The 24,445-nt window shown below is 40.5% G+C and carries 31 protein-coding genes and 1 tRNA gene; 5 read left to right on the forward strand and 27 right to left on the reverse strand.

The features are described 5' to 3' along the window. Positions 1-625 precede the first annotated feature (625 nt). The 3 genes from IQ230_RS09635 to IQ230_RS09645 form a co-directional block, all read right to left on the reverse strand. Positions 626-889 (reverse strand): hypothetical protein, encoded by a 264-nt coding sequence (locus IQ230_RS09635; protein WP_193931794.1) that lies wholly within the window; start codon positions 887-889, stop codon positions 626-628. A 92-nt stretch (positions 890-981) separates the two neighbouring features. Beyond that, positions 982-1,521: a hypothetical protein gene (locus IQ230_RS09640; RefSeq protein WP_193931795.1), complete on the reverse strand. Its 540-nt coding sequence runs from the start codon at positions 1,519-1,521 to the stop codon at positions 982-984. A gap of 53 nt (positions 1,522-1,574) precedes the next feature. Then, positions 1,575-1,922 carry a Rho termination factor N-terminal domain-containing protein gene (locus IQ230_RS09645; RefSeq protein ID WP_193931796.1) on the reverse strand — a complete coding sequence of 116 codons (348 nt, stop codon included), beginning with the start codon at positions 1,920-1,922 and terminating at the stop codon, positions 1,575-1,577. A gap of 172 nt (positions 1,923-2,094) precedes the next feature. Between IQ230_RS09645 and IQ230_RS27890 the strand changes: the two genes are divergently transcribed. Next, complete coding sequence (locus IQ230_RS27890; protein ID WP_407646636.1) at positions 2,095-2,316, forward strand: helix-turn-helix domain-containing protein; 222 nt, start codon at positions 2,095-2,097, stop codon at positions 2,314-2,316. A 40-nt stretch (positions 2,317-2,356) separates the two neighbouring features. On the opposite strand, the gene IQ230_RS09655 is transcribed toward IQ230_RS27890, so the two are convergent. Beyond that, complete coding sequence (locus IQ230_RS09655) at positions 2,357-2,524, reverse strand: hypothetical protein (protein WP_193931797.1); 168 nt, start codon at positions 2,522-2,524, stop codon at positions 2,357-2,359. 397 nt (positions 2,525-2,921) lie between these two features. Between IQ230_RS09655 and IQ230_RS09660 the strand changes: the two genes are divergently transcribed. Next, complete coding sequence (locus IQ230_RS09660; RefSeq protein WP_193931798.1) at positions 2,922-3,398, forward strand: hypothetical protein; 477 nt, start codon at positions 2,922-2,924, stop codon at positions 3,396-3,398. After that, on the forward strand, positions 3,382-4,140 hold the full coding sequence (locus IQ230_RS09665; protein WP_193931799.1) for a hypothetical protein: 759 nt from the start codon (positions 3,382-3,384) through the stop codon (positions 4,138-4,140). The genes IQ230_RS09660 and IQ230_RS09665 overlap by 17 nt, the downstream gene beginning before the upstream one ends. A 135-nt stretch (positions 4,141-4,275) precedes the next feature. On the opposite strand, the gene IQ230_RS09670 is transcribed toward IQ230_RS09665, so the two are convergent. Further along, positions 4,276-4,824: a hypothetical protein gene (locus IQ230_RS09670; RefSeq protein ID WP_193931800.1), complete on the reverse strand. Its 549-nt coding sequence runs from the start codon at positions 4,822-4,824 to the stop codon at positions 4,276-4,278. A gap of 460 nt (positions 4,825-5,284) precedes the next feature. On the opposite strand from IQ230_RS09670, the gene IQ230_RS09675 reads away from it, so the two are divergent. Together IQ230_RS09675 and IQ230_RS09680 are read left to right on the forward strand one after the other, a co-directional pair. Next, positions 5,285-5,647 carry a hypothetical protein gene (locus tag IQ230_RS09675; RefSeq protein ID WP_193931801.1) on the forward strand — a complete coding sequence of 121 codons (363 nt, stop codon included), beginning with the start codon at positions 5,285-5,287 and terminating at the stop codon, positions 5,645-5,647. A 170-nt stretch (positions 5,648-5,817) separates the two neighbouring features. Continuing rightward, on the forward strand, positions 5,818-6,075 hold the full coding sequence (locus IQ230_RS09680; RefSeq protein ID WP_193931802.1) for a hypothetical protein: 258 nt from the start codon (positions 5,818-5,820) through the stop codon (positions 6,073-6,075). Positions 6,076-6,390: 315 nt separating this feature from the next. Here the strand turns inward: IQ230_RS09680 and IQ230_RS09685 are convergent, their stop codons facing one another. From IQ230_RS09685 to IQ230_RS09790, 22 genes are all read right to left on the reverse strand, one after another. Beyond that, on the reverse strand, positions 6,391-6,693 hold the full coding sequence (locus IQ230_RS09685) for a hypothetical protein (RefSeq protein WP_193931803.1): 303 nt from the start codon (positions 6,691-6,693) through the stop codon (positions 6,391-6,393). Between the two features lie 164 nt (positions 6,694-6,857). After that, a complete protein-coding gene (locus IQ230_RS09690) occupies positions 6,858-7,898 on the reverse strand; it encodes a hypothetical protein (RefSeq protein WP_193931804.1) in 1,041 nt (346 codons plus the stop codon). Then, entirely contained in the window at positions 7,898-8,566 is a 669-nt protein-coding gene (locus IQ230_RS09695; protein WP_193931805.1) for a hypothetical protein, read from the reverse strand. Before IQ230_RS09695 ends, IQ230_RS09690 begins: the two co-directional genes overlap by 1 nt. Further along, positions 8,553-8,855, reverse strand: a complete 303-nt coding sequence (locus IQ230_RS09700; protein WP_193931806.1) for a hypothetical protein — start codon at positions 8,853-8,855, stop codon at positions 8,553-8,555. The genes IQ230_RS09695 and IQ230_RS09700 overlap by 14 nt, the downstream gene beginning before the upstream one ends. Continuing rightward, the gene (locus tag IQ230_RS09705; RefSeq protein ID WP_193931807.1) at positions 8,818-9,048 is read right to left on the reverse strand and encodes a hypothetical protein; all 231 of its coding nucleotides are present in this window, start codon (positions 9,046-9,048) and stop codon (positions 8,818-8,820) included. The genes IQ230_RS09700 and IQ230_RS09705 overlap by 38 nt, the downstream gene beginning before the upstream one ends. After that, the gene (locus IQ230_RS09710) at positions 9,049-9,282 is read right to left on the reverse strand and encodes a hypothetical protein (RefSeq protein WP_193931808.1); all 234 of its coding nucleotides are present in this window, start codon (positions 9,280-9,282) and stop codon (positions 9,049-9,051) included. Then, complete coding sequence (locus tag IQ230_RS09715; RefSeq protein WP_193931809.1) at positions 9,275-9,496, reverse strand: hypothetical protein; 222 nt, start codon at positions 9,494-9,496, stop codon at positions 9,275-9,277. Before IQ230_RS09715 ends, IQ230_RS09710 begins: the two co-directional genes overlap by 8 nt. Then, positions 9,493-10,059, reverse strand: coding sequence for a hypothetical protein (locus IQ230_RS09720; protein ID WP_193931810.1), 567 nt, complete (start codon positions 10,057-10,059; stop codon positions 9,493-9,495). The genes IQ230_RS09715 and IQ230_RS09720 overlap by 4 nt, the downstream gene beginning before the upstream one ends. Then, entirely contained in the window at positions 10,056-10,394 is a 339-nt protein-coding gene (locus tag IQ230_RS09725; protein WP_193931811.1) for a hypothetical protein, read from the reverse strand. The genes IQ230_RS09720 and IQ230_RS09725 overlap by 4 nt, the downstream gene beginning before the upstream one ends. A 763-nt stretch (positions 10,395-11,157) precedes the next feature. Beyond that, positions 11,158-11,502, reverse strand: coding sequence for a hypothetical protein (locus IQ230_RS09730; RefSeq protein WP_193931812.1), 345 nt, complete (start codon positions 11,500-11,502; stop codon positions 11,158-11,160). 91 nt (positions 11,503-11,593) lie between these two features. Continuing rightward, positions 11,594-14,152, reverse strand: coding sequence for a bifunctional DNA primase/polymerase (locus IQ230_RS09735; RefSeq protein ID WP_193931813.1), 2,559 nt, complete (start codon positions 14,150-14,152; stop codon positions 11,594-11,596). Positions 14,153-14,253: 101 nt separating this feature from the next. Next, positions 14,254-14,460, reverse strand: coding sequence for a hypothetical protein (locus tag IQ230_RS09740; RefSeq protein WP_193931814.1), 207 nt, complete (start codon positions 14,458-14,460; stop codon positions 14,254-14,256). A gap of 65 nt (positions 14,461-14,525) precedes the next feature. After that, positions 14,526-14,705, reverse strand: a complete 180-nt coding sequence (locus tag IQ230_RS09745) for a hypothetical protein (RefSeq protein WP_193931815.1) — start codon at positions 14,703-14,705, stop codon at positions 14,526-14,528. Positions 14,706-14,906: 201 nt separating this feature from the next. Continuing rightward, complete coding sequence (locus IQ230_RS09750; protein ID WP_193931816.1) at positions 14,907-15,959, reverse strand: tyrosine-type recombinase/integrase; 1,053 nt, start codon at positions 15,957-15,959, stop codon at positions 14,907-14,909. 56 nt (positions 15,960-16,015) lie between these two features. Continuing rightward, positions 16,016-16,088, reverse strand: a tRNA-Ala gene (locus tag IQ230_RS09755). Between the two features lie 84 nt (positions 16,089-16,172). Continuing rightward, entirely contained in the window at positions 16,173-17,771 is a 1,599-nt protein-coding gene (locus tag IQ230_RS09760; protein ID WP_193931817.1) for a flavin monoamine oxidase family protein, read from the reverse strand. A 212-nt stretch (positions 17,772-17,983) separates the two neighbouring features. Further along, the gene (locus IQ230_RS09765) at positions 17,984-18,916 is read right to left on the reverse strand and encodes a PhzF family phenazine biosynthesis protein (protein WP_193931818.1); all 933 of its coding nucleotides are present in this window, start codon (positions 18,914-18,916) and stop codon (positions 17,984-17,986) included. A 628-nt stretch (positions 18,917-19,544) separates the two neighbouring features. Continuing rightward, on the reverse strand, positions 19,545-20,177 hold the full coding sequence (locus tag IQ230_RS09770; RefSeq protein ID WP_193931819.1) for a hypothetical protein: 633 nt from the start codon (positions 20,175-20,177) through the stop codon (positions 19,545-19,547). A 90-nt stretch (positions 20,178-20,267) separates the two neighbouring features. Next, positions 20,268-21,215, reverse strand: coding sequence for a prolyl aminopeptidase (gene pip, locus IQ230_RS09775; RefSeq protein ID WP_193931820.1), 948 nt, complete (start codon positions 21,213-21,215; stop codon positions 20,268-20,270). 148 nt (positions 21,216-21,363) lie between these two features. Then, entirely contained in the window at positions 21,364-22,359 is a 996-nt protein-coding gene (ilvC, locus tag IQ230_RS09780; protein ID WP_193931821.1) for a ketol-acid reductoisomerase, read from the reverse strand. Positions 22,360-22,464: 105 nt separating this feature from the next. Then, positions 22,465-23,232, reverse strand: coding sequence for an SDR family NAD(P)-dependent oxidoreductase (locus tag IQ230_RS09785; protein ID WP_193931822.1), 768 nt, complete (start codon positions 23,230-23,232; stop codon positions 22,465-22,467). A gap of 281 nt (positions 23,233-23,513) precedes the next feature. After that, positions 23,514-24,377, reverse strand: coding sequence for a DUF6920 family protein (locus IQ230_RS09790; protein ID WP_193931823.1), 864 nt, complete (start codon positions 24,375-24,377; stop codon positions 23,514-23,516). Positions 24,378-24,445 lie beyond the last annotated feature (68 nt).

The following is a 24,445-nucleotide window of genomic DNA, read 5'->3' on the forward strand; positions in this document are numbered from 1 at the left end:
TTTATTAAACTACTAACTTTTCTTTCAATCTTCAATAAATTTCATCCAATGACATGGGCACCGCAAACTGACCTTTAACGATAAAAGCGATCGCTTCTTCCCAACTCACCGCAAGATCAAGCGTTGAGATACTGTAGGTGTGGTAAAATTAAGATACTACTCCTTGGTCGGTTTTTCAGTTACATCTGCTGCCTCAAAGCTCAATCCAACTGCATAAACCTGACTAAATGAGTATACATGAGTATTAATATGCCTGAGATGTATGGAGAATAGGGAACTCGAATCCCTGACCTCTGCGGTGCGATGAACACACACCACGTATTATGGTTATCCCACAGCTTCAAACTTCCATGTATACCCGTATTTTGTACACGCCTGAGTATACCAGATTGTGAGTGCTACTCTTCCACTAAACAAGCATCACCAACACAATACTAGCCTTTGGTTGTGTTGTCTGTTGAATGAACTGATACAAGCTTATGGGTTGTATATCAGGCTGGCATAGTACGAAGTATTGGTTATCGAAACGAACGAAAACCTCATTAGCTTCTCTGCAGCTAATTCAGCCTCATTTTGCAGCCTCTCCAGGTAAGCATTATCAGCTTGAAGTTGCCTTACCTTTGCTTCAAGTTTGACTCAGTTTATACTCCAGTTCCTGAATGTATTCTCGCGTCTGTTGCTCAGCTCCCTGAATAATCCATTCTTTGCGTTTCTGCTCGATTCTCTCAAGTAAATCATCCTCGCATGAATTCTGATTGCTGCTAGAAGTGCTTTGTATTTGGTGGTAATGCATCAGGGCTTCCTCGGCAGGTGTAGGTGCTGCCATTATAGGACTGCTATTAACGATTAGAGCTGTAAGTGTTAACAAGCCTGCAGTTAGTAGTTTCATTTGTTTGCTCCTTGGTTGTTACGTAGATAAAAAGAACAACCGCAATTAATACGGCTGCTACAGTGAGTTTTGAACTCATCAACGATTATTTTTTACTCCTGAAGTGGGCATAGGTGAGCTGCAGCAGCCCAAACAGTTGAATCAATTAAAACCTTGACATCATTTATCATTTGGTCATTAGAGTCATGAGCTGGGAGCTTGCTTATGAAGGTTGATTGCATTGTTTCCGATACGTATTTTGGTGTAGAGCTTGGATTATCAACCATTTCTTTACAAGCTGTATTGCCTAGGTTGTGAATCATCTCATAGCCATCGCCGAAGTGACTAACGTAGTAATCAAATGAAACATCACTTGAGTCAGTAAGAATATTGGCTGAGGCATAGAACTTATCACGGTTCTCTTCTTTCATTACCCGTATAGTTGATACTGGTTCCGTTGGAGCTGTAGCTGTTTCTGGCTCTACAGGTGTAGGTTCTTCAGTAACTTCTACTTGTGGTTCCTGCTCTTGTACCGTAGTATTGCTATCGTTTTCTGAAGCCATTTGACCGCACAACGCTAGCAAGAATAGTACTCCAAGTACTACAGCAAATTTCTTTGTCCTTTTATCAGCCGCACTTGTATCTCTTTTCATTGTTTTGTTCTTTCAAGTTTTGTAGATGGGAGGAATTGCAGCTCCCTTATTTCTTATGCGAGTGCTTGTATTAGTTGTTGTTTGGTCATCGAACCGTAGCCTTTGATATGGGCTTGGCTAGCTAATTTCTTTAGTTCTCTTATTTTTAAAACACCTAGCTCTTTATTAAGTATTTCTACTGTAGGAACCTCGTCAGCCTTGCTATCAATAGCAGTAACTGTTTTAGGTATTTCATCTTTAACCTCTCCTTCATAACTATCAAGAGCTGTTTTAGTTGTGCTTAGTTTCATCCACTCTTCACACAATCCACATACGAAGTTTGCAACCACCAGTGTGGTGTAGGCTATACAAATTGTGTTGAAGCTGAGTGTTAGCAATGCTTGTACTTGTGTAGCGTCCATTTTTTAATCCTTTGGGAGGGGTTATCTGTAGCGTTCTTTCCTCCTCTGATGAACCTAATCTAACAGCTAACTAATACAGTAACAAGAAGTTGTAGCGTTTCTTTACAGCTAGCTGTATCAAGTATGTTATTATTAGGCTGTAATGACTAATATGGTTGAGGTCTAGCGTGTAGTGAGGAGAGTTAAATCAAATCTGGCTAAGTTAATTGATGGGCAATATCCTCCGCTTAGTCAAAGGAGATTGGCAAGAGAAACGAATCTCTCACCTACAACCATTAATTTGATTTATCTAAATAAGTTCAATCGTATAGATAACGCAACAATTGAAAAACTATGCGATTACTTCGGAGTTGAGATAGGAGAATTACTTTATCTAGAAGAAGCAAAAGATTAAGGATATGGTTTTAAGTTCCATAGCCTTAATAAGTTATAGATTATTCATCTTCTTCTTTTGATTTAATCGCAGTAATACCAATAGTTTCTAATAACAACGGGTAGTTATCCCGAAGTTCGGCAAGTTTCGGAGATTGTATACCAAAAGCCGAACTCAGTAATACGTAGGCAATAGGTAAAAGCAGAAAGAATTTGCTCAATTTACTCATGAAGATGCTCACTTGTTAGTGTTCATCAATTACCTTGTAAAGCTATCTATTTTGCTTAGCAGATAGTGACGTTCATATCCTTAAAGGTTCTGAAGTTGATGTAGACAGTAATAACCTAAACCAAGGTTATTACTACTGTTCCTATGACATACCTGGAGTAGGCGAGTCAGTAACAGTAATGCTACATAAGTCTGCATTTGAGTGACACAACAACAAATAGTACACACAGCGCTTGGAGGCGCTTTTTTTATGCCTAAATACAGGTACAAGTTTCAGATAGGGAATCACGAGATTGAGATTAAGGCAGAGAATGACCTTGAAGCAGTGAAAAGCTTAAAGGACATCATTCAGGTATTGGCTGAAATAGTACAAGAAGATAACAACACGGAGAATTACGATGAAAGCAAGTGAGTTGGTAAGTATATCCGAGCAAATCTCTTCTATATCTTTACAACTAGCTAACTTACAGAGATTAGTTGACTCGTCAATAGAAAGAGCGCCTACATATGAGTCTGCAAAAGTTAGAGTAGAAGATGCAAGGAAAGAAACAAAGGGAATATTTTCACCTAGTGTAAAAGCGGTTCCCGCACAAGAGCTAATGTTTAAGAGCTTATACTTGCTGATGTTTGATTTAGGTATAAACTGGGCATCAGCTACTGACATAAAGAAAGCTCAAGCGTTAGTGACAGGCAACCAAAAAGAGAAGTGTTGCCAAAGTAACCTCAGAGTTATAAACAGAATAGGTGAAGAATATATCACTAAGAATAAGCCGACAAAATCAGCTAGAGCTACTGTCAGGTATGCATTAACTGAAAGAGGAGTAGAGAGAGCAAAACAAATTCTAGGAGTAGTAGAAAATGAAAGTGAAAACTGAACTTGTAGGAGAAGCGTGGAAAGTCAAAGCTAAGTACGCTGGAGTTGATGACGGTTCAGGTGAGTTTGAACCTAATGAGATTAAAAAACCTAAGCAGTTACCTCCATCATCCAGTGCTGTCGTACAAGACTTAGACTACGGTAGTCCTGAGTGGATAAAACGAACTCATGACATGGCAATGCTGTTTGAGGGAATGGCTCATACGTACAAGATGGATATGGGGCAATTCTTACGAAGTAAAAAAGAGAAACGGGGATGGATGAAGTTTGTTGAAACTTTACCCTTTACACGTCAGACTGCCGACAACTACATTGAGTACTACGAAAAAGCAAAGGGTTTACCTCATTTAGACGTTCGGTATAAGGAAGAAAATCAAGAGCGTCGGGTAGTGCAACCGTTTTGCACTACACCGGAACCCTCGGAAAATAAGGATTCTTCAAGTGAAAAATCTGGGGAAACTGTAAGAGAAGCAGACGCAATTACAGAATTGGTAGTGGTGAGAGACTATGAACAAGTAGTCTCCACCAAAACAGATACTAAGAAGGAGAACAAATACAAGCGCCAGAAGGAAGACCAAGTTAGAGGAAGAGTAGAAATTTCTACTACTCCAGAAATCAAAGAAATAATTAGAACGAGAAGAATACAGCTTGGTTATAAAACAGACTGTGACTACTTACTGCATTTAGTCATGCAAGACGCGATTAAAGCAGGTTTCACCTTACCAGAAGAGAATGAACAATAGAATATTCACACTGCGATTCTACCGCCCTATATGGAGTGATTGGTTATCTTATCTAAGCTATCTTATAGGGCGAGTTCTTGGGTACAACATGGACTTATCTCATGTAGCTATCGAGTGGGATGGTGGAATACTAATTTAGAATACTCCTAGGGGATAAATTTTCATTAGTTCCTTTGTAAGTCTCTCTCGAACACCATCTTTTATTATTGCTTTCTTCTCCCATAACTTGACACCATGACAGATTTCTCCACAAAATATGTCTACTTGTAGCTGTAAAGTATGGTGCTTGTCTTTAATCACCTTATTGCAATGAGCGCCTCCATGTTTTCTCGGTGCTACAAAACAAAACTTATCTAATACCGTACGAGCTTGACTACTAATATCATCTGAGCCAGAATGCAGGTATGCACACCGCAGAGCATAAAAATCCTCAGCAGTAAGAAAAGGTTTATTAATGTGTGTGGCTTCTACATTGTTGGTTAATGAATCTAAAGGGAAGTTTAAAGACTCAGAGTAATATTCCGGCATATACTTCTTGAACCATTCTTTATAACGTTCTCCAGTTTTTCTCTGAGGTTGTTCCAACCATCCACAGATATCTGGAAGTGTAAGAGCGAGTGCTAAAGCTGCATACCAGTTCTGTTGTTCTAGTGCTTGTTCTACAGCTTCAATAAGGTGTTGCATAATCTAAAAGATAAACACTTCTACTTCTACCTCATTGTGTGTGCGGGACACTTACAATTATTCAACTTCTTGATTTCTTGATTAACACTTCAAAATTACAACTACTTTGTAAAGTTATTTAGCTTGATGTGACAGATGAAGGACACAATGTCCACGACTGTGGACAAACCTTAGAATGTAGTCTGGAAGCGGAAGATGAAAAGCCCAAAAAAATGTGGGAGATACACTCACATTTCAAGAACCTATACAGGGAGAGAGTTTATTTTCTCAACTGCGTAACTCCTGCAGGAGAAAAGTTAGAAACCTTACTTATAAATAAGATTCACAGTTGAAGAACCGGATACCTCCTATAAATTAAGAAAAATCAATTTTTGAAAACATTTTTTAAAGTTTTTACTAACAACATAAAAATTAGTCATTCTAGATATAGTTAATGATTCTATATATAGCAAGGAGACTTATGTTTTACAGCACTTGCCACACTACAAAGAGTTCTTCTCAAGAAGTTATCAAGAAGGAAAAACTCGTTGAAAATCCTGTAGAGGATATAACCTTTACGCCTGAGCAACAAGAAGAAACTGTAATAAATCATGCAAAAGGAGATGAAGCTAAATTTTTACTCAATACCTACTACGGAAACAGTGAAAATCCATTTTATCTTAGTAATGGAAGGTTTTATTGGTGGTCAGATGCATCTTCTACATCATATTGTGGAAATGTGCAGCACTCGACCTCTTTTGATAATATGAAGTCATTTACATCTGCTGGAGTATGTCCAGATAATTATACAAAGTACACAATAATAACCTATAGACCTATTTGAGCTTGCCACCTATCAATAACGCTTTACCTTTAAGAAAGCATTTATGTATGGCTAGCACCACAACCTATTTAAGATTGCTATAACGAGTTTCTTGAATCGAAAAACAATCCTTTAGACAATTTGTAGTCTCAAGGCATTGGTATTTTTGTCACTTTTTGGAGTTAAATAACATGAAAGTTATTGCCCACGGATTTCGTAAAAGAGAAATTAATGGTGAAATAGTTTATGAAGCATTACCAGCTCCCTCTAGAGAAGAACTTGAACAAATTCAGGCTGAAGTTGAGGCTCAAACAGGAAGGAAAGTATCTTCTTCTGGTGGCTGTTATTTGATGGCAAGCGGAGGTGTATTGAGTTGTCATAATGAATCATGTGTAGGTTATTGTTATCACCAAAGAGGAAATGATGAAAGATGTATATGTACTATCTGATAGCTCTAGGTAAGCGCATCTAAGCTCGACTTTATCCATTAGGCAGCGTAGTAGTAGGAAGCTTAAGGGCAAGCCAATTAAAGAAGTTGTACCCCGCTACCAGCAGGAGCGTTTCTCCTGGTTTCAACGCAAGTATAGAAAACTCGTTGTTCGATGGGAACGCCTGAAGGTATATTTTGATGCTTTCCTTTTCCTTGCCACATCCTACATCTGGTTTCCCAAGTTAGTGGGATAGGTTCATCATTACCTTTAACCATCTTTGTCTAGATTCTTGATTCTAGACTTAACAGGATTTCGCGCAAGCTCTCTTCTGAGTCATCTTCCTGCCCTACGGAGCCTTACGTTTTCAGTTGTAACCAGGAGTCTGCGCTGAATCTGTTCTAAGTCTCTGCGCTTGGTAACGCTAGATGCTACGTTCTCACCTGTGATGTTTAACCGTCTACCTAGTTTAGTGCTATTTGGGGCACTAATTACAGCGTGTGGGTTACTAGCTGGTTGAGGGTTTGGTACTCCGCCTATATTACCAGGAATGACTGTCTTTCGTTTCTTGGTTTTACCTGCTTCATAAGTATTAGCATTCAAGAATTTGTTTAGTTTTTGAGCGGGTGTTGAACTCATAATAATTACCTTAGTTCCTAATAGTAATTGTACAAACATAACGTTTACAAATGTTAGAATAGAGTCATGAATAACATAAGTTTGTGCTTGTCCTTCCACTGATGTTGCATCCCAGTGGATATTTTTTGTGCCTCGACAACTTTGTGCTTAGGAACATACGCAGCCTAGCGATTCAAGTCAACAAGATTTCTAGAATACGCATAATAAATTTGGTCTGCATATTTCTCATATTCAGCCTGGCTCATACGGTCTATCTCTGATTGTTTAAAACGAGTCTTAATATTGTTATTAGGTTTACTAGAAGACTTGCTGCTACCACGTTTCTCATCCCATTTCTTCTCAAGATAATTCAGAATCTTCTTGCTACCTTCTACAGAATCATAGTGTTTCTGCTTAGCAGGTGGTAACTGGTTATAAACATCAATCATGCTACTAAGATAATAATCCCAAGTACCAGCATCAAGTTTACTCCAGCGAGGATTACTGTTTTTAATGTTGTCGAATTCCTTGGCATAGTATTCCGCTTGTGCTTCAACATCAATCTCTTCCCGTTCTACTGGACGAGTCTTTAGCTGTTGTCGCAGGTACTCGTTCTCTTCTTTTAGTTGGCGAGTAAACGCATCTTCTTGGTAGTCTTGACGTTCTTCCGTCCGCTCCTCAATTCCTTGAATAGGAGTTGATACCTGTTCAGTCTTCGGCTTACGGTTGAGTAAAACATCAGCAAATAGTTGTACTGCATTATCATCGAATCCAAAATATGCAATAGCGTGCTTGGCTGTATCTGCATCAATACTAAATGTACGTTCCAAAGCACTGGCAAACTCTGGCGCTAGCTCGATACCATCCGCTTCATCTAAGTAATCGCTGGACTCCAGATAGGCTTGGAAACCCTCATCCTCAGCCAAGGTGTAAACAGTATTAGCTACAGCTCCACCTATCTGTAGTGATTGGTCAGGTTCGGTTAGTTCCTTCTGTTGCCGTTGGATTGCAGACTCATAAGCAGATATTTCAGAATCTAAATCTCGCTCTGGTACATCGTTAGCTGCTACAAAATCCTTCTCAAACTGTTCTGTACCTGAAGTAACCCTAGCGTCAGGGAAGTCATTGTGCCACTCGTGCTCTGGTGGTAACTCAGGAATATCTGAAGGTGCAGGAATTGCATCAGGTAATGCGGGTGCAAGTGAACTCAAATCAAACTCAGCCATTATGCCGCTCCTCCATCTGTTGGTAGTGTTCCGTTAAGTCTTTTCCGGTCGTTAAGCTGGCTTGCGTTATCCCACTTCGCTTGGATATCAGCCATGCGATTATCAGGAAGCTGTCGCACAGCGTTGTGGACACGCCTTAGGAAGAATCTATCAATCGCTTGGTCTAGGACGTCCTGGCTCTTCATTTGGAAGGCACTGGATAGATTAATCAGATTCACCAGCAATGAGGTTTGCAACGACACCACTAAACTCTCCATATCCTGCGCCGTTGGTACAGATTTATTTCTCATCTCACCTGGTACTTCAGGCAATGGCAGATACTTCCTGTCCACTTTGGACACTACTTTAATCGTTGGTGACTTACCGTTAACGATAGTTTTAACCAAAGGATATTCAACTGTTTTGCTGTACCAAGCTTCTTTAGGCTGTGGTTCAGGTAGTGGTAAGCCTTCACAATCACTGAATAACTGTTCAAGTATTTGTGAAACAATATGCCCTGCGGGAACACCCTCATGATTGGCTAGCTTCTCGATTCTCTGTATATCAGTTTTGTGAGCTTTGAAGCTATAGGTTTTAAAGTTCCGAAGTTCCTCACTCTTGCCTTCGTTTTTTTTCAATTCAGCCTCACGCTTTTCAGCGAATGCCTTGGCTAATTTAGTCTGTGCCATCGCTATCAATTCCTTTATCTGATGGAGTTTCTTCTTTAAATGATTGAATGCTTACACCTGATTTCAGGTTGATACCAGTCATATAGTTTCTGTAGTGCGGCGGTAGTTGGGCTGTATTATATGGCTTACCATTTAACACCACATAGTATTGCCTAACTTCCTCTGGGTAATCTTCGATAGTGGTACGCTTGGGCTTCTCATGACTATCGACTGTGTACTCACCTGAGAAATAATTCCCTGAGTCAGGTATCTCAGTCGTTTGTTTTGTCGTTTTCTTTGCTCGTGGCATTACTTAATCCCTCATAAATCTTTTGTCTAAAATCTTCCATCTCTGGTGAATAACGCTCTATGCGTTGCTTCTGTGCTTCTTCCCTTGGAGTAGTATCAGGTCTATCGGTTCCTACAATGCGTGGTTTTTTTGGTTGTGGTAACTTCGATACTTCGGCGAACTTCTTGATATGTTTGGTCTGAGAACTACCCATTTAACGCTCCTGCATTACCTGTAGGAAGTTACGGCTATGTCCATTCCAGAATGTGGAGTTCTTGGTTTCGCTAGCGGGTATAGGTGCTTTAACTGGTGGTGTTATCGTGATACCGCAGTTACGCTGGAAGGTTGCAATCATCTCTGGTGTCATCTGCGATTCATGTACCTTGAGGTTATCTATAATCCACCATCCAGCACCAAGACTGGTACAAAAGCTAGGATTGTTAGTCATTAAATGTATCCTCCATACTTGCGATTAATTTTTCCTTGTAATCATCAAGAATTACTGCCTCATTGGCAGCCAACAGGACTTCAACCGTATCTGGCTCAAAGTTGATAAATACAATGATTCTTTTGGTTCCATCACTGTCGATTGTTCTCATATGCGCAAGCCTAGGGAATACCAGCTTAGGAATTAATGCAGATAGCAACATACGCAGCATCATTCAGTCTCCTTCATGAACTGCTTATATTGTTTACGTTGTTCAGGAGTAAAGCCAGCTATTAATCTCAAGAGATTCTCTCGTGCTGCATCATCACCGTAGTTCTTTTGCCTGAGATAATTCTTTTCGTAATCTAAGCGTCGCTGCTCCACAGCCTTATCATGTGGTGCTTTGAATCGTTTCAGCATCTCCACTTCTTCCTGCTCTAGCGTACGAAGCTGTGCCTTCTCTTCATCATTACGAGGTGCTACGAAACGCCTAGAGAGTTTGCCTTGAGTAACCTCAGGGTCAGCAGTTATTTCATCCAACTTGGCTTGAGCCAGTCGTGCTGCTTTCTCTGCTTTCTCTCGTTCTATGCGTTGCTGTTTCTCAAGTAAAGATTTTACGTAGTTAGCACTCTTCTCTGCCTCATTCTGTCGTTGGGCATCTAACAACTCATAGCTATCTCTGCGTATCTGTGTTGATTGTTCTGCAACACTCTTGATAGTTTCACCAGGTAAATCCTTTCTCCAAACACCTCTAGCATCTTGGTTCCAACCAAAGTCTTGTGGATTAGCTGTTGTCATACAATCCTTCCTTGTGAAATCATATTGTTTAAATTAGCCTGCAACTTCTCAAGTTCGTGACGAGTACGCGATAACTCAGACCTGAGACTACGATTCTGTTCTGTAAGTATTGTTGCTTCTTGTCTAGCTTCTTGAACTTTACTCTTACCAAACTGCTTGATATCTCTAAGCGATATGTCGTATTGATGCACGTAATCTTTTAATAAGTCACGGACTAAAGCTGCAACAGTTCCATGACCTGAATACTGCATTGCAACCAATACAGCTTCTCGCAGTGGTGCATTAATCCAGAAACTATATCTGTGTTCTGTCTTCTCCTTGAATGGTGTAGGCACTGTTATCGCCCTGCTATTCCCAATGAGTGTATATACACCTGTTATATTACATAGTGTAACATTGATTGCTACACGATTGCACAAAGGCTGTATTACCAGTAAATACGCAAAGCAAAGCTTGCTTTACTTCATAGCGTGAGTGTGACAGCTATTGTGACAGTTATGAGATTTTAGTGTATTTTATCCACCTGTTAGGATAGCTACGCCATTATAATTAAATGCTTAGTATTCCATTGGTATTCTGTAGCTACTCAGCTATTCGCTGGTAGTACGATTTATTATCAATAACTATGTATCTTTAATTCTTTAGAATTACAGGAGTATTGTAAACAATACATTCTATAGCTATGAGTAATACTTGAATAAAGTATCACTCATAATTCTGTAGAAAAAGATTAGTCTTATAGTTCTGTCGTCCCAGCTTACACGGGGGGTATGGCTAGCTGGGACTCCTATATTCCATGCAAGTTACAAATTATTGGCAACATAACTTGGTTACATCACTACAAATTAAAAAACACTATCCCTACACCAGGTCTACAGCACAAAGTGCATATGCTTTGCGTTAGCGGGACATATAAGTTTCACACGTACTTAGGATTAGAGACACCTTTTAGGCTTCTACAGTGTCCTCTAATGCAACATTAGTGCATCCTTCAACCTCACTTCGTTACGGTTTCGAGTAGCTAAAGTTATTCGGAATTTCCGAATACAAAATTACTGCTTGATAAAGCGTAGCGCTATCACTTGATAAAGCGTAGCGCTATCGCTTGATGAAACCATCCTCGTCTAGAGTTGCAATACAGTACCAAGTTGGATGGTTATCCCAGTAACCTAGACCTATTAAACGATTATCAGGAAGAATACAGAAACCATCACTCTGAAAATAATCAGGCGGAGCAAAACGAATAGGGTCATCCACTGTGCTTATCAGAATCCTGCTGATGTTGAAGAATTCATCTAGGTAAGCAAATAGGTCAAATACCCGCGTCTTTAACTCTGTGGCTGTGTGAGAGTTGGGACAGGTAAAGTAAAATTCCGTACCTGTCTTTGTGTCCCTTAGCTGTAACCCCGTGGTGTATATGACTGCACCAAGGAGTGTAGACATGTGGAAGTCTTTACTTACGGCATTGTAGAACCTGCTTATGGCTTGCTGATTGACCTGTGTCGGTTCATTGTGCAGTATGGGGTTTTGCATATCAAGTAAAGACTTTGGTTAAAAGTTCGGCGGGTATAGACACTAACTCTTGATTCTCCATTAACTCTACCCTAGCTACCACTGGGGTATCAACCTCTTTTGCGAAAGATATAATTCTTGCTCTCTTTCCACTAAGTTTTGTATCTCCCGTTTGTATCTTAGTTGTCTCACCTACACTAAAAGTTTTGCCTGCTACAAAAACACTTGGGACACTCCCCCCCTCTATTTTTTCACCACAGTACGATTGATGGGCTGAAACTCCCTCTCTGTCTGGGTTTTGAACAATCGTAATTATGTTTTGATTTTCCAATGTAGCATCTGACACATTGCTATTCTCAGTACCATTTTTAGGTGTTTTATTATCGTAAGTATTTATTACTACGATTGATTGAAAGTCTTTCTCTGTATGGGTTTGAGTACCATCAATCGTAATCTCTACTCTCAAACAGTGGAGGGAGTACCTTACGTCTTTTCCAGTTCGATTTTTCTTAATATTTGGTAACTTATTCAACAACTTGGACATATATTTGTATTCGCTATCGCTGGTAATTCCAAGTAATTCTTTTAGTTCTACGCCGAGTAAACCACCACAGTGGGAGTTATCTTGTAAGACTTTGATAATACGGTTTGCCATTTCAGCCTGTTCTCGTCGTTCTGCTTCAGACAAACGTAGTTCACCCAAGTTGGTGAAGGAATTATCTTCTGTGTTCAGTTCTAGTTCATACGTAGTGCCCTCAACACTTTGTAAACCTGTTAGCTGTAGTTCCCGTGTATTGGTTGACTCATCCTCTACCCACTTACGCTTATCCTTGGGGTCTTTAGTCATTGGGCGCTTGAGAATTAATAAACCCCATATAGCACCAGAGATAGCACCGCTACCTCTCAATTGGTCAACTCCTGTAGCTTGAGGGTTTTTATTTGGGTGATGAATTACCATACAACCCACGTTAGCTTTTTCGATAATCGGGTCAATCGCGTAGAATATGTCAGCGTAAGCTTTATCGTTTTCTGAGATAGCCTTCCCTGCATTTACTGAGGTTAGTGAATCTATAACCACATTCTTGTAAAGACCAGTGGCTAAATACTTCTTCAGAATATCGACACTAAACTTAGGCAAGATGGTTACGTATTTTTTAATTAACTCCTTGTCGCCGTGAAATCTTTTCAATAGGTGGACAGCGTTCCATTTTGTACGCTCTGTACTGAAAAACAAAGTTCTACCTGGTTCCACATCAAAACCGAGCCACTGACGTTTTGTCGCCATCGCGTACATCAAATCAATTCCTGCTATGGACTTACCTGATTTTGGTTTACCTGCAAGAATAACCACAGCACCTTTAGGCACTAAACCTGGTACTACGTAATCCTCTCCACCATCTTGGAGCAAAACATCAATATCAATTTCTAAGCCATTTTTTTCTGTTTCTCGTTTTTCCGCTCTGTGTTCTAGTAATGACTGTAGTTCAGCCTTGCCTACTCTGTGTGTAGAACAGAATTTAGCTTTTAGCCTAACCTGCTCCTCAAAATCTTCTGCCTGCTCTATGCGCTCTAGGTCTTTTCTAAACGCAGCGGAATCATCATCAAGGTTCACTGCTTCTACAAATCCGTCTTGTTGCGCCATATAAAATAAACTTCCAATATTAATCCCTGAGCCATTAAAACTATTCCACTTCTTCACACACTCTCCGTCCTCATACTTGCTCGATTGCTGGCTCCACTTATCCCATTCCCACAGCAACGAATCATCGCCAGTTGAGTGAAGCGCCATGCCAATATTCTTCCACTCTTCGTAGTCATCGGCTCTATCAGATTTAAGGCTGTAAAGTGCGTCTAGGATACGTTGCCTGTCTTTACTAGCTGAATATGGTTTAAGTGGCTTCCTGGCTTCGCTATTGACCGCTTTTTGTGGTATTAGCATCTGCTCTATAACCCACAGTGGAGCCTCTGCTATTTCAGTGAATGCCGACGAGTGAATCCAGTAATATGAACCTGTCACAGGATGTTCGCCAATAACGACAGATTGACATCCATTCCACCGGAACTCTACTTGCTCAATTTTCCCTAGCTCATCGACTACACCAGTTTTTACTTTCTTGGTTCTAATGCTGCCCCAGTATTCTTGTGGTACTCGGTAGAAACACGAATACCTGCCAGGTCTGCCAGATGTTACGGTTACAGTCTGTGGTAGTGCGTCACTAATCAGGTCTGTTCCAGCAAGCTTATTGATTAACTCAGTAGCACTTTGTCCATCATGGTCAACACAAACTAAGCCGTCAGAATACTCACCTAAGAGTACTCCAACGGCTTTTATTGGTGATAGTGGATTATCGATTTCTTCTAATATCTGTTCCTTTGTTTGTGGGTGATGATTCCAATTATCTAGATATGGTCTTTTATCTTCTTTAATAGGAGTGAGCGCCCAGAAATTAGGTAGTTCTACCAGTTGTTTTTTAAGAGGTTCCATTGATATCTTAGATATGTGGGTAGTAGTAGTAGAAATGTCAGCAGTTTTGTTGGTAGCAGAACGAAATGGCAAGCCTGATAAAACTTCTCTTCCCATTGAGATAACTTCCTTTTTTGTGTAGAACAGACTGTGTAAGTACATAAGTTTTCATCTTTTGGTAGACCTCCTGAATTGGTAACTCAGGAGGTTATTTGTTTTTAGTTTGTGTACGTTCTTTTCAGCTTTTCAAATGCCTCCCTAGCTTCGTAACAAGCTCTAGTATTTTTACTAAATACTTCCTCAAAGCTTTCGAGGGAATCATCTTTCCAATCTGAATCTGATAATGCATCCTTTGCAAAATCTCCTAAAGGAGAATCGTAGTATTTTCTTTTCTTGAGAAAATCTCTAAAACTTTCTTTAGTCATTCTGTTAAACTCCAATTAGTACAAGTTTTGTGTAGTGCCCTGAAGAGAATTCAAGGCACTATTTTTTATTCATTAGTTGTTGCTTCTAAACGCTTAGCTTTGTTAACCAAGTGGCGCTTAAAACCTCTACGCAAAGCTTCGTTAAATATTCTTGATTTGGCTCTATCTTGCGCACATGAAAGTTCATCAACCAACTCACAGATTTCAGTGTCAATGTATAAACTCACGGGTTGCTTGGTTCGCATGGCTAATAGTAACCTCCTAGTTTGTTTGTCATAAGCTTTACTTATAACAAATATACTACAGGAGAATACACAACTTGTCAGCAACGTCAAGTTGGTTACTAAAAAACTACACAAAATTTAATAAAAGCCTGAGTGAAAAACTGCATGTCAAATCGCTGAAAGACTTACCTGGCATGGATTTGAGCCTAACTCAAATTAAGGCTAAAACATTGCTGGTAACTCAGGACAGTCAATCAAATTCGCGTAGTTCTTCATTAGAACCTTGATATCGTGCCCTAGTATTTGTGCAACTGCTACGGGTGAAACGCCAGATTCTAGGAACCTTGTAGCAGCAGTATGGCGAGTGCAGTAGAACGGACGATACTCAATGGAACACGTTTCCAAGACAACCTTCCAATATCTATTGTTGAAGTTGTTTAGATTGACCTTGTGTCCCTCAAACGTTTTAAACACCAAGTCTGTGGGTTTAGCATCGACTGGTTTCAATGTTTTTAGGACATCGCTAAGATTCTCAGGTATTGGTATTCGCCTAGCTCTATTGGTTTTTGTTGAAAGAATCCAGCAAGTCTTAAAGTCAGAGGAGATGTTACTCCAAGTTAGGTTGACCTGCTCACCTGACCGAACACCTGTTTGAAATGCGAACTGTACGAAGGGTAGATAGTGCGGATACCAGTCTTCAAACTCAGAGATAATCATGTTTACCTCGTGTTTACTGAATGCTTCCCTAGGTTGCTTTGGTGTTACCTTGATAAGATTTTGTGCCTCAATCCAAGGATTAGCAGGCGCTTTAAGCCACTTGTAGCACGCTCCTAGGATGCAAACCTTATCCTTTACTGTGATAGCCTCAGCATTCTCTAGGAGACTTAAAACGAACTTCTCTGCATCTTCCTCGGTAATGCTTAGATAACACTTATTGCCTAGCTTGGAGTTCTTCAGGATATTGATTAGTGCCCAGTATTTGTAGAGTGTCCCTCGTTCCACTCGTTTGGTTTTGTAAGCTGTAAACGCCTCAAAGACAGTTAGCAGACTTTTGTTGTTATCCTTAACCTTCTCAACCTTGTACCGTTTAAGAGTCTTGTCAAATTCACCTGTATCGATATCTGTTTCAATCTGTCGTTTTAGTAGTTCGGCACGCAGGAGGTTATCTGAGGTATAACCCAATCCTGGATAAAATGCGTGCTGCTTACCATCAACTCTAAACCTCAGTCTGATGGTGTCTTTAATTCTTTCCACGGTAACTTTACCTCTTGCCATTGTTTACATTTGTCTACCGACTCAGGCAAAGGTATACTCGGAAACTCTAGAACGTATGGAGAATAGGGAACTCGAATCCCTGACCTCTGCGGTGCGATCGCAGCGCTCTACCAGCTGAGCTAATTCCCCTAATTTTCCACTATCTTAGCATTTCATAATACTGCTTTTTTCAACGCCATGCGTGCGTTCTGGCACCGCTCATTATGAAAGGTGTTATCTCCTTGTTGTAACCATACTGAACACAACTTCAGCAGCGAGTCGTCCAGTTTGAGCAGCGCCATTCATATAGCCATAAAATTCGTCGCTCAAATGCTCGCCAGCAAACACTAAATTTTCGATATTAACATCTTGCCGTTCTTCGGGGTCGTCCGATTCAATATAGAAAAAGTCAGCAAAGTCTGTTAGTTGTCCTGGCTTAAAACTAGTATAAGCTCCCCTAGTAAAAGGATCTTGAGTCCATTGAGTGCGCAAAAACTTTCCATTGGTAGCCCTCCTAGCGTTCGGAATGACATCCTCAAATCGGCTGACAAACTTCTTGCCTTGCGATCGCGTACTACCAGATTGCATTGCTGTGACTTCGTTACCACCAAAAAAGAAAGTCAGCGCTCCATCTTTTCTATCTACCTGTCGCTGCGTTGCATCCCATGCTGAGGAAAAACCGAGATCAGTCCAAACCTCCTTCACAAATCCCTTTTCTTGTCGCCAAACTTTTTGGTCAAATCCAGCATAGATCTTTTCATTTGAGCCAAGATCAACTTCGTTGATAAAACGCCTCAGTTGTTTTGGTAAATCAACTTGAATTTTAACGCCGCGCAAAACCGTAAACGGAATTGCCATAATGACATAATCTGCATCAAATTCATGATTTTTAGAAAATGTCAAGCGAAAGCCTCTACCCCTTGCCTGAATTTGTGTAAGAGCCATGCAGGTGAAAATTTGTCCAGATAGCGCCTGTGCTAGATTGTCGATAATCCTGCCGATACCACCCTCTACAACAAAGGTTTCATCAGAATTGCCCAAAATCTCTACTTTGTTGCCATCTACCGTAGGTAGGTTAAAAAGCAGTTGCAGTGCTGAAGAATTTTTGGGTTCGACACCGTACTCTGTGCGGATTGTATTTTCGATGAGTGTGCGGATAAACCGCTCTGGAATCTTATCAGCGTGTGTGTCTAAATATTGAGCAACAGATATCCGATCAAATTTTGGCGCAAACTGCTCGTAGTCTTCGTCTAATAAGTCAGCATCACGGGAAATTTGTCGAGCAAGTGGACGCAACTTGTCTGCAACTTCCGCGAGCGATCGCAGCCTACCATCAAAATAGTAGCCCGTTTCAGTAAAGGAAAATCTTTCTGCATCCTCAGTTCGATTGAAGAGTGTCAGACCAAATTCCTTTGCTAATTCCAGCATATCTGCATGATCTGTATTGATGAAGTGAGCGCCTGGATCAATGACTACTTCGCCCACAACACCAGTTACAGATAGTATGCGCCCTCCTAATCGCTGTCTAGCTTCATATACAGAAGCAGTCAAGCCAGCCTTTTTTAGCTGATAGGCGGCATTTAATCCGGCAATTCCACCCCCAATAATGGCGATTTTAGGGTTCTGGCGATCGCGGCTCCAAGCTTCTGCATGAGGCAATGCATGAGTAGTGAGTGCAGTTCCTGAAGCAAGGGCTGCAAACTTGAGTAAGCGTCTTCGCGTCCATTGAGATTGCTGTTTCGTGAGTGGTAATTTTCCTTCAGCTTTCAGGTTTTCTCGTTGCGCTTGCTGTAAGGTACGGATAAATCGGCGAAATTGCGGTGTATGCGCCATGATATCTCCTGAGTTGCTTAAAACAATGTAGTTGTACTAAGTAGCGCACCCCTGTGATACCGTTTCACTTTAAGCTTGATATAAACAAAGAGTAGGAGCACAGAAGAAAAGATTTGTAGCTCTCGTATTTGATGTAGGATGACGATGCAATCAAGTTTATAGGTAATTATTTCGTGCTTCTGCCTAGCTTAATGTAATTTTTAGATAGTCAGTTAATTTTTGTTCAGCAGTCGTTCTGGTATCTCAATGACTCCTTCACTCACCATGACCGATTGACCGCCAACTTGTACTGCTACTATGTGTCCATCTACCTTCTGGGCTTGCACATTTATCATGCTAGGACGGTTCATTTCAAAGCCTTGCTCGACTATCCACCGAAGTACGCCATGAGAGCTAGAATAGCGATCGCCAAGATATCCAGCTAAAGCAGATGCCGCTGCACCTGTCGCCGGATCTTCTTCAATACCCATTGCAGGTGCAAACATCCGCGCTCGTAAATCTGAGCCTTGAAGTTCTGGATCGAAGCAGAACACATATAAATGTGGTGCCCAGAAAGATTTTAGGTGGCTGTTCCAATGTTCGCGGTTTACGGATGCTTGACAAAGTGCGTTGCGATCGCGTACTGGAACAAATAAAAAGGGAACACCACACGACACAGCGGCTGAACTCCACTCACCTACAAGAACATCGTCTTCATGTAAACCAAGGATTGCTGCAATAATCGACGGTTCAGGAGGGTTGGGACCAAATTGAGGTAATTGAGCAGCAGTCAGATAAGCAGAGACAGGTTGACCGTTTTGTGCATAAATTACGACATTGACTGGACCAACTTCTTCCTCAAAAATAACTGTTGTTTCTTCTTCTAAAAGAATCTCGCCAATCGCAGCTAAAACGTGTGCTGTACCAATTGTCGGGTGTCCTGCAAAAGGCAGTTCAGTACCAGGCGTGAAGATTCTTAAGTGCTTAGTGCGATCAGGCTGTGCAGGTGGAAACACAAAAGCTGTCTCGGATAAATTAAATTCCCTAGCAATGTTCTGCATTAAACTATCAGGAATTCCTCGTGCATCTGGAAACACTGCCAATTGGTTTCCGCCAAAAATTACATCAGTAAATACATCAGCAGTATAAAATCTGTATTTTGCCATTTGAATTCCTCTTGATTTAAGGTTGCAGACTAAGGAAATGAGCAAAATCAAAGCGGCTTAATAAAAAGCTTCTTAACTCTTTAGAACCAAGCCACTACTATTTACTCAGGATAATTATATGAATCCTGAGTAGGTTTTTTAAGATATTTGCGATCAATCACCCTGTACTCGATAAGGTACTGAAGCAGTATGCATTTGTCACTACAGAAAGTCTCTGCACTCTTTATACTTTCGCCTCAGTTTATCTCAGACAATCACAGGTTGACTCAGCTTTAAAACTATTACTCGTTTATTTACGCTTTTATGTCATACCTATCTCAAATAAGGTAGGCAGAAGAAATACTAAGTATAAGTTTTTTAACTGTCACAGATTGATGGAATTGCAACAACACAACCAGAATTTACAGCGTAATTTTCTACGTATGGGAAATAGCTATTTTTTTTGTTTGAGAAATTAATTTGCTATAAACTATAATGCATTGTTAAAAATGAGTTTAAAAAAATACCATATAGCACTCAATTATTTTAATTTCATATATTGCTCTAGATGAAATTGAAGAGTGCGATCGCACTCAACGTCTAATGAAGATTTTTTTAGGAGTTAATGTCTGAGCTTACAATCAACACTCTAAAAGTTGCGTACTATGTCTTTCACTATTTTCTTGACTGTCCGTAACTTACCTTGCGATTGACTCTTATGTTGAACAGAAGTTACAGATATTTGAGTGCTGTTATATTTTGTTGACCATACATCTATTGCTGCGGACAAATCTCCTTGTGCGCCGATTCTCTGCCAAAACTCACAAAAGTCATTGGTCGCATTTTCTAGCTTGAAGGTCATCTGTTTAGATTTATCTTTTAGAAATAATTTAATATTTGTGTTGATAGTATCGCAGTAGTCTTTACAAATACTAAGTTGTTCTTTTTCTTTTTCCTCATCACGCATTAATATATCGCGTGCATAACCACGAATAATACTTTTTTTGTATTGCCAACGGCTGTTAAAACTTTCTGCTGTGTCATTTTGATTTCTAATTAAATGAACATAAAAAGCGCGATCGCCAAACTTTTCATCTAATCTGCCCAAAAACCAAGATAACCGATTATCAGCTTCTATATGATTTTCTGGGTAATTAAGCCGCTCGTTTCCTAAAAGAGAAATTCTAGATTCATGAGCTGCCGTATAGTTTGAAATATGTTGACATGCTTGAATAAAAGTAGTAGAGCCACAGCGCCCTGTACATAAAATAAAAATATTCACACTGAGTTCCTTGCTCAACTTAAATTTGCCTCAGTTATAGTATCCGTTTTGCAAATTTAAGCAAGTAAAGGTGATTACAATGTTAGTCAACTAATGTCCTACAAATTTGTCTGTTGCTTCAATTAAAGCCGTGCGAATTCCTGGTTCGCTCATGGAATGTCCAGCATCAGGAACGACTATAAATTCTGCTTCTTGCCAAGCACGGTGTAATTCCCATGCTGAAATCATCGGGCATACTACATCATAGCGTCCTTGAACAATGACCGCTGGAATTTGCCGAATTCGATTTACATTAAGGAGTAATTGGTCTTCGGTATCAAAAAAACCTTTGTTGATAAAATAATGGCACTCAATTCGGGCAAAAGCGTCTGCGAAATTACTTTCACCAAACGTTTGGATTAAATTGGGATCGGGATAAAGTCTACTTGTGCTTGCTTCCCAAATTGACCAAGCACGGGCTGCTTTTAGCCGCGTTTGAGCATCAGAACTTGTGAGGCGTTTGTAGTAAGCAACTAGTAAATCGTCGCGTTCGGCTTCAGGAATTGGTTTAACGTATTCTTCCCAGGCATCAGGGAAGATATAGCTAGCACCTTCTTGATAAAACCAGCGCAACTCTTTTTGGCGCAATAAGAAAATACCACGGAGAATGAGTTCTGTACAGCGATCGGGATGCGTTTGACTATAGGCTAAGGATAAAGTACTTCCCCAACTACCACCAAAAACAGCCCAACGTTCAATCTGTAAGTGTTCGCGTAATTTTTCAATATCACTCACTAAATCCCACGTTGTATTTTCGCGGAGTTCTGCATGAGGTATACTTCTACCACAACCCCGCTGATCGAACATGACAACTCGCCACTTTTCGGGGTGAAAATATTGGCGATAAAATGGCGGACACCCGCCACCAGGTCCGCCGTGGAGTAGAACAACGGGCTTACCCTGTGGATTGCCTGACTCTTCATAGTAAATTGTATGCAAGTCAGAAACTTGTAGATTTCCTTCGTTGTATGGTGCAACGAGTGGGTAAAGTTCTCGCATGAGAATAACTAGTTATTAAGATGTTATTTATTAATCTTAAAAAGAGAAGCCTAGCGACTAAAGTCGCGGCTTCACAAACAAAGTCCACATTCGTGGACTAATAAGAGAGATATATTACAGACTTTGCTGTTTCTATCTGTAACAATGCCTAGTCTTTCTTCATCCAACTGAACATAGCGCGTAAATCTTTGCCGACTTCTTCAATTGGGTGTTCAGCTTCTTGACGACGCATTGCGGTAAATCCAGGTTTACCTGCTTGGTTTTCTAGCACAAATTCACGGGCAAATTGACCTGCTTGGATCTCTTGCAGAATTTTGCGCATTTCTGCTTTAGTTTGTTCAGTAACAATTCGCGATCCGCGAGTATAGTCACCGTATTCAGCAGTATTAGAAATGCTATCACGCATTTTAGCTAAGCCGCCTTCAACAACTAAGTCTACAATCAACTTGACTTCATGCAGACATTCAAAATACGCGAGTTCAGGTTGATATCCTGCTGCAACTAGCGTTTCAAATCCAGCTTTAATCAACGCACTTAAGCCGCCACAGAGAACAGCTTGTTCGCCAAACAAATCGGTTTCAGTTTCTTCGCGGAAGGTTGTTTCTAGAATACCGCCACGAGTTCCACCAATACCTTTTGCGTATGCCATTGCGCGATCGCGTGCTTGACCACTGGCATCTTGATACACTGCAAATAACGCCGGTACGCCTTGTCCTTGTTCGTATGTCCGCCGGACTAAGTGTCCTGGTCCTTTGGGTGCTATCATCACCACATCAACATCTGCGGGTGGTACAACTTGACCAAAGTGAATGTTGAACCCGTGTGCAAAAGCAAGGACTTTGCCTTCTGTTAAATTTGGTTCAATTTCGTTCTTATAGACACTTTTTTGCACTTCATCTGGTAGCAGAATCATAATAAAGTCTGCTGCTGCTGCTGCATCAGCAACTGCGTGAACTTTAAGTCCTACTGCTTCGGCTTTTGCTGCTGACTTGCTACCTGGATATAGCCCAACGATGACATTCATGCCACTGTCTTTCAAATTTAAGGCATGGGCATGACCCTGAGAACCATAGCCAATGATGGCAATTGTTTTTTGTGCTAAAAGATCTAAGTTGGCATCAGTGTCATAATACATCCGAGCCATAGGGGCAACTCCTTCGGTCAAGTGTCTAAATTACTGCAAATTTTTTATCTTACCTCAAAACTGATAGCCAAGCTTTGATTAGTAACAACTCTATAGATAAATGAGTTACTGTGCGGTGTAACCGCCATCAATGACTAATTCTGCACCTGTGACAAACTTAGATTCGTCAGAAGCTAGGTAAAGAATACCATAGGCAATATCATCTGGATCGCCCATATGACCAATTGGATGCAAACTATCTAACTTTTGGCGTGCAGACTCAACATCACCTTGCTGCTGAAGAAATGACTCTACCATTGGTGTCCAAATAAAACCAGGATGCACTGAATTGACGCGAATATGATTTTTGGCATATAACAGGGCGTCGTTTTTACTCATCAATCGCACTGCACCTTTTGAGGCATGATACGGTGGACTATCTGCTGCACCAACAAGCCCGTAAATTGAAGATAAATTGATAATACTGCCGCCGCCTGCATTGATCATCGCGGGAATTGCATATTTGGTGCATAAAAAAACACCATTGACGTTAACTGCCATTAAAGAATTCCATTCTTTTTCTGTAATTTCATGAGTAGGTTTGTTGACTCCAGAAATTCCAGCATTATTGACTAAAACATCAATTTTCCCCCACTTTTGTAGAACCTCTGTAAAAACTTTTTCGACTTCTGCTTCTTGAGAAACATCAAGATGCCAATATGCTGCTTCACCTGCTTTATTTTTGATGTCTTCTGCAAGCGTTTTACCTTCGTCGTTTAAAATATCTGTGACTGCAACTTTAGCGCCTTCTTTTGCTAGTAAAATGCACGTTGCTTTTCCAATACCGGCTGCACCGCCTGTGACAATAACAACTTTATCTTTGACTCGATTCATGATAGATGCTCCTGATTTGAACTATTGTGGAGAGAAGGAATAATTGATAAGGTAAAGTTCCAATTTGTGAGTATGTAATTGCCTCCTAAATTCCTCATATGGGAGACTTTAATTAGTGAGTTGGAGACTTTAAATTAGAGAAGTTCTGGAAATAGAAAGGGATACTTCAAAAACAATTTATGATTACTCTGTAGTTTTGTAAGTTGAAAGAAGTTAGGCATAATTTTGGTTTTGAATCTATTACGAAATTTAAAAAGTTGAAGGGTGGGGATCTTCGGTAGTTATGCAGTTATTAGAGATGGAACTGTCTTAGAGATTCCTAAAAACTCAACTTGTTCAAGTGTGCCGTGGAAAGATTCATAATATTGGTCTGTCCCAAACCAATAACCTAGAATGACTTGTGAAGGAATGGTATATCCGCCGAAGTTGCGTTCTGCTGGAAATTCGCCACCCATAGGGATGTATGTCCAATCAGTGTCTTTTGCAAGATCGCTCCAGCGTGGGAAGGAAAGTTTTCTGAGCTTACCTTCAGCGTCAATTGTAAAGGTTAGCGTGACAAGTTCGCCATCTACTTTTAAACTTGCTTGAATTGTGTTTTCGTCAATTGCTTGCCAATTTACGCCATTTTGGGGAAGTAAGGCTGAAGGTAGCCAGATGAATTCTGCGACTAATCGCCCAATGCTAGAGCGAGTGATGTTATGGTTACTCGCATGGACTAAGGGTAAAAGTTCCCACAGCGAAAATTGCACTCGACCGCTACCATTAGCATAGGAATCGGCTCCTTTAAATTGCAACAAACCGCGACCAATTGTTGCTTGCCAAATAAAGCCTTTTACTGAAATAATTTCTTTAGCTCGCATCAGAAGCCAAGGTTGATCTTGCCCCATTCTCAAGCTACCAGTCATTTTTAAACGAACAGAAGTTGCAAGGGGCGTTCCTGGAGTTATAGCGTGTAAAAAGTAGCGCTGTACAGGTGCAGGTAAGGTTGCAATCATATCTTGGGTAAAATACTTACCTTCTGGTTGAGTTTCTAGCTGTCGCCAAATTTGGTTTAGCTGTTGTTTTTGTTTAGTTTGCAAAACCGCGAGAACAACAAAAGCGATCGCCCCTAATGCACCGATACTCAAAAAAACTGTAGTTAACATTTCCCTTGCCTCTTTGATGGTTTGAGTCCTCAAAAGTTCTTGTCACCATCTCTGCGTACCTACAAGTT

Origin of the sequence: Gloeocapsopsis crepidinum LEGE 06123, assembly GCF_015207655.1 — a bacterium.
GTDB lineage: Bacteria > Cyanobacteriota > Cyanobacteriia > Cyanobacteriales > Chroococcidiopsidaceae > Gloeocapsopsis > Gloeocapsopsis crepidinum.

What these genes read in the sequence shown, in the direction of transcription:
- IQ230_RS09660 (WP_193931798.1), top strand. Translation starts at nt 2,922, where the DNA reads ATGAAAGCAAGTGAGTTGGTAAGTATATCCGAGCAAATCTCTTCTATA.
- IQ230_RS09785 (WP_193931822.1), bottom strand. Translation starts at nt 23,232, where the DNA reads ATGAATCGAGTCAAAGATAAAGTTGTTATTGTCACAGGCGGTGCAGCC.
- IQ230_RS09710 (WP_193931808.1), bottom strand. Translation starts at nt 9,282, where the DNA reads ATGACTAACAATCCTAGCTTTTGTACCAGTCTTGGTGCTGGATGGTGG.
- IQ230_RS09745 (WP_193931815.1), bottom strand. Translation starts at nt 14,705, where the DNA reads ATGCGAACCAAGCAACCCGTGAGTTTATACATTGACACTGAAATCTGT.
- IQ230_RS09685 (WP_193931803.1), bottom strand. Translation starts at nt 6,693, where the DNA reads ATGAGTTCAACACCCGCTCAAAAACTAAACAAATTCTTGAATGCTAAT.
- IQ230_RS09655 (WP_193931797.1), bottom strand. Translation starts at nt 2,524, where the DNA reads ATGAGTAAATTGAGCAAATTCTTTCTGCTTTTACCTATTGCCTACGTA.
- IQ230_RS09750 (WP_193931816.1), bottom strand. Translation starts at nt 15,959, where the DNA reads ATGGCAAGAGGTAAAGTTACCGTGGAAAGAATTAAAGACACCATCAGA.
- IQ230_RS09665 (WP_193931799.1), top strand. Translation starts at nt 3,382, where the DNA reads ATGAAAGTGAAAACTGAACTTGTAGGAGAAGCGTGGAAAGTCAAAGCT.
- IQ230_RS09760 (WP_193931817.1), bottom strand. Translation starts at nt 17,771, where the DNA reads ATGGCGCATACACCGCAATTTCGCCGATTTATCCGTACCTTACAGCAA.
- IQ230_RS09670 (WP_193931800.1), bottom strand. Translation starts at nt 4,824, where the DNA reads ATGCAACACCTTATTGAAGCTGTAGAACAAGCACTAGAACAACAGAAC.
- IQ230_RS09715 (WP_193931809.1), bottom strand. Translation starts at nt 9,496, where the DNA reads ATGATGCTGCGTATGTTGCTATCTGCATTAATTCCTAAGCTGGTATTC.
- IQ230_RS09720 (WP_193931810.1), bottom strand. Translation starts at nt 10,059, where the DNA reads ATGACAACAGCTAATCCACAAGACTTTGGTTGGAACCAAGATGCTAGA.
- IQ230_RS09680 (WP_193931802.1), top strand. Translation starts at nt 5,818, where the DNA reads ATGAAAGTTATTGCCCACGGATTTCGTAAAAGAGAAATTAATGGTGAA.
- IQ230_RS09790 (WP_193931823.1), bottom strand. Translation starts at nt 24,377, where the DNA reads ATGTTAACTACAGTTTTTTTGAGTATCGGTGCATTAGGGGCGATCGCT.
- IQ230_RS09640 (WP_193931795.1), bottom strand. Translation starts at nt 1,521, where the DNA reads ATGAAAAGAGATACAAGTGCGGCTGATAAAAGGACAAAGAAATTTGCT.
- IQ230_RS09735 (WP_193931813.1), bottom strand. Translation starts at nt 14,152, where the DNA reads ATGGGAAGAGAAGTTTTATCAGGCTTGCCATTTCGTTCTGCTACCAAC.
- IQ230_RS09765 (WP_193931818.1), bottom strand. Translation starts at nt 18,916, where the DNA reads ATGGCAAAATACAGATTTTATACTGCTGATGTATTTACTGATGTAATT.
- IQ230_RS09690 (WP_193931804.1), bottom strand. Translation starts at nt 7,898, where the DNA reads ATGGCTGAGTTTGATTTGAGTTCACTTGCACCCGCATTACCTGATGCA.
- IQ230_RS09635 (WP_193931794.1), bottom strand. Translation starts at nt 889, where the DNA reads ATGAAACTACTAACTGCAGGCTTGTTAACACTTACAGCTCTAATCGTT.
- IQ230_RS09705 (WP_193931807.1), bottom strand. Translation starts at nt 9,048, where the DNA reads ATGGGTAGTTCTCAGACCAAACATATCAAGAAGTTCGCCGAAGTATCG.
- IQ230_RS09695 (WP_193931805.1), bottom strand. Translation starts at nt 8,566, where the DNA reads ATGGCACAGACTAAATTAGCCAAGGCATTCGCTGAAAAGCGTGAGGCT.
- IQ230_RS09645 (WP_193931796.1), bottom strand. Translation starts at nt 1,922, where the DNA reads ATGGACGCTACACAAGTACAAGCATTGCTAACACTCAGCTTCAACACA.
- IQ230_RS09700 (WP_193931806.1), bottom strand. Translation starts at nt 8,855, where the DNA reads ATGCCACGAGCAAAGAAAACGACAAAACAAACGACTGAGATACCTGAC.
- ilvC (WP_193931821.1), bottom strand. Translation starts at nt 22,359, where the DNA reads ATGGCTCGGATGTATTATGACACTGATGCCAACTTAGATCTTTTAGCA.
- IQ230_RS09675 (WP_193931801.1), top strand. Translation starts at nt 5,285, where the DNA reads ATGTTTTACAGCACTTGCCACACTACAAAGAGTTCTTCTCAAGAAGTT.
- IQ230_RS09740 (WP_193931814.1), bottom strand. Translation starts at nt 14,460, where the DNA reads ATGACTAAAGAAAGTTTTAGAGATTTTCTCAAGAAAAGAAAATACTAC.
- pip (WP_193931820.1), bottom strand. Translation starts at nt 21,215, where the DNA reads ATGCGAGAACTTTACCCACTCGTTGCACCATACAACGAAGGAAATCTA.
- IQ230_RS09730 (WP_193931812.1), bottom strand. Translation starts at nt 11,502, where the DNA reads ATGTCTACACTCCTTGGTGCAGTCATATACACCACGGGGTTACAGCTA.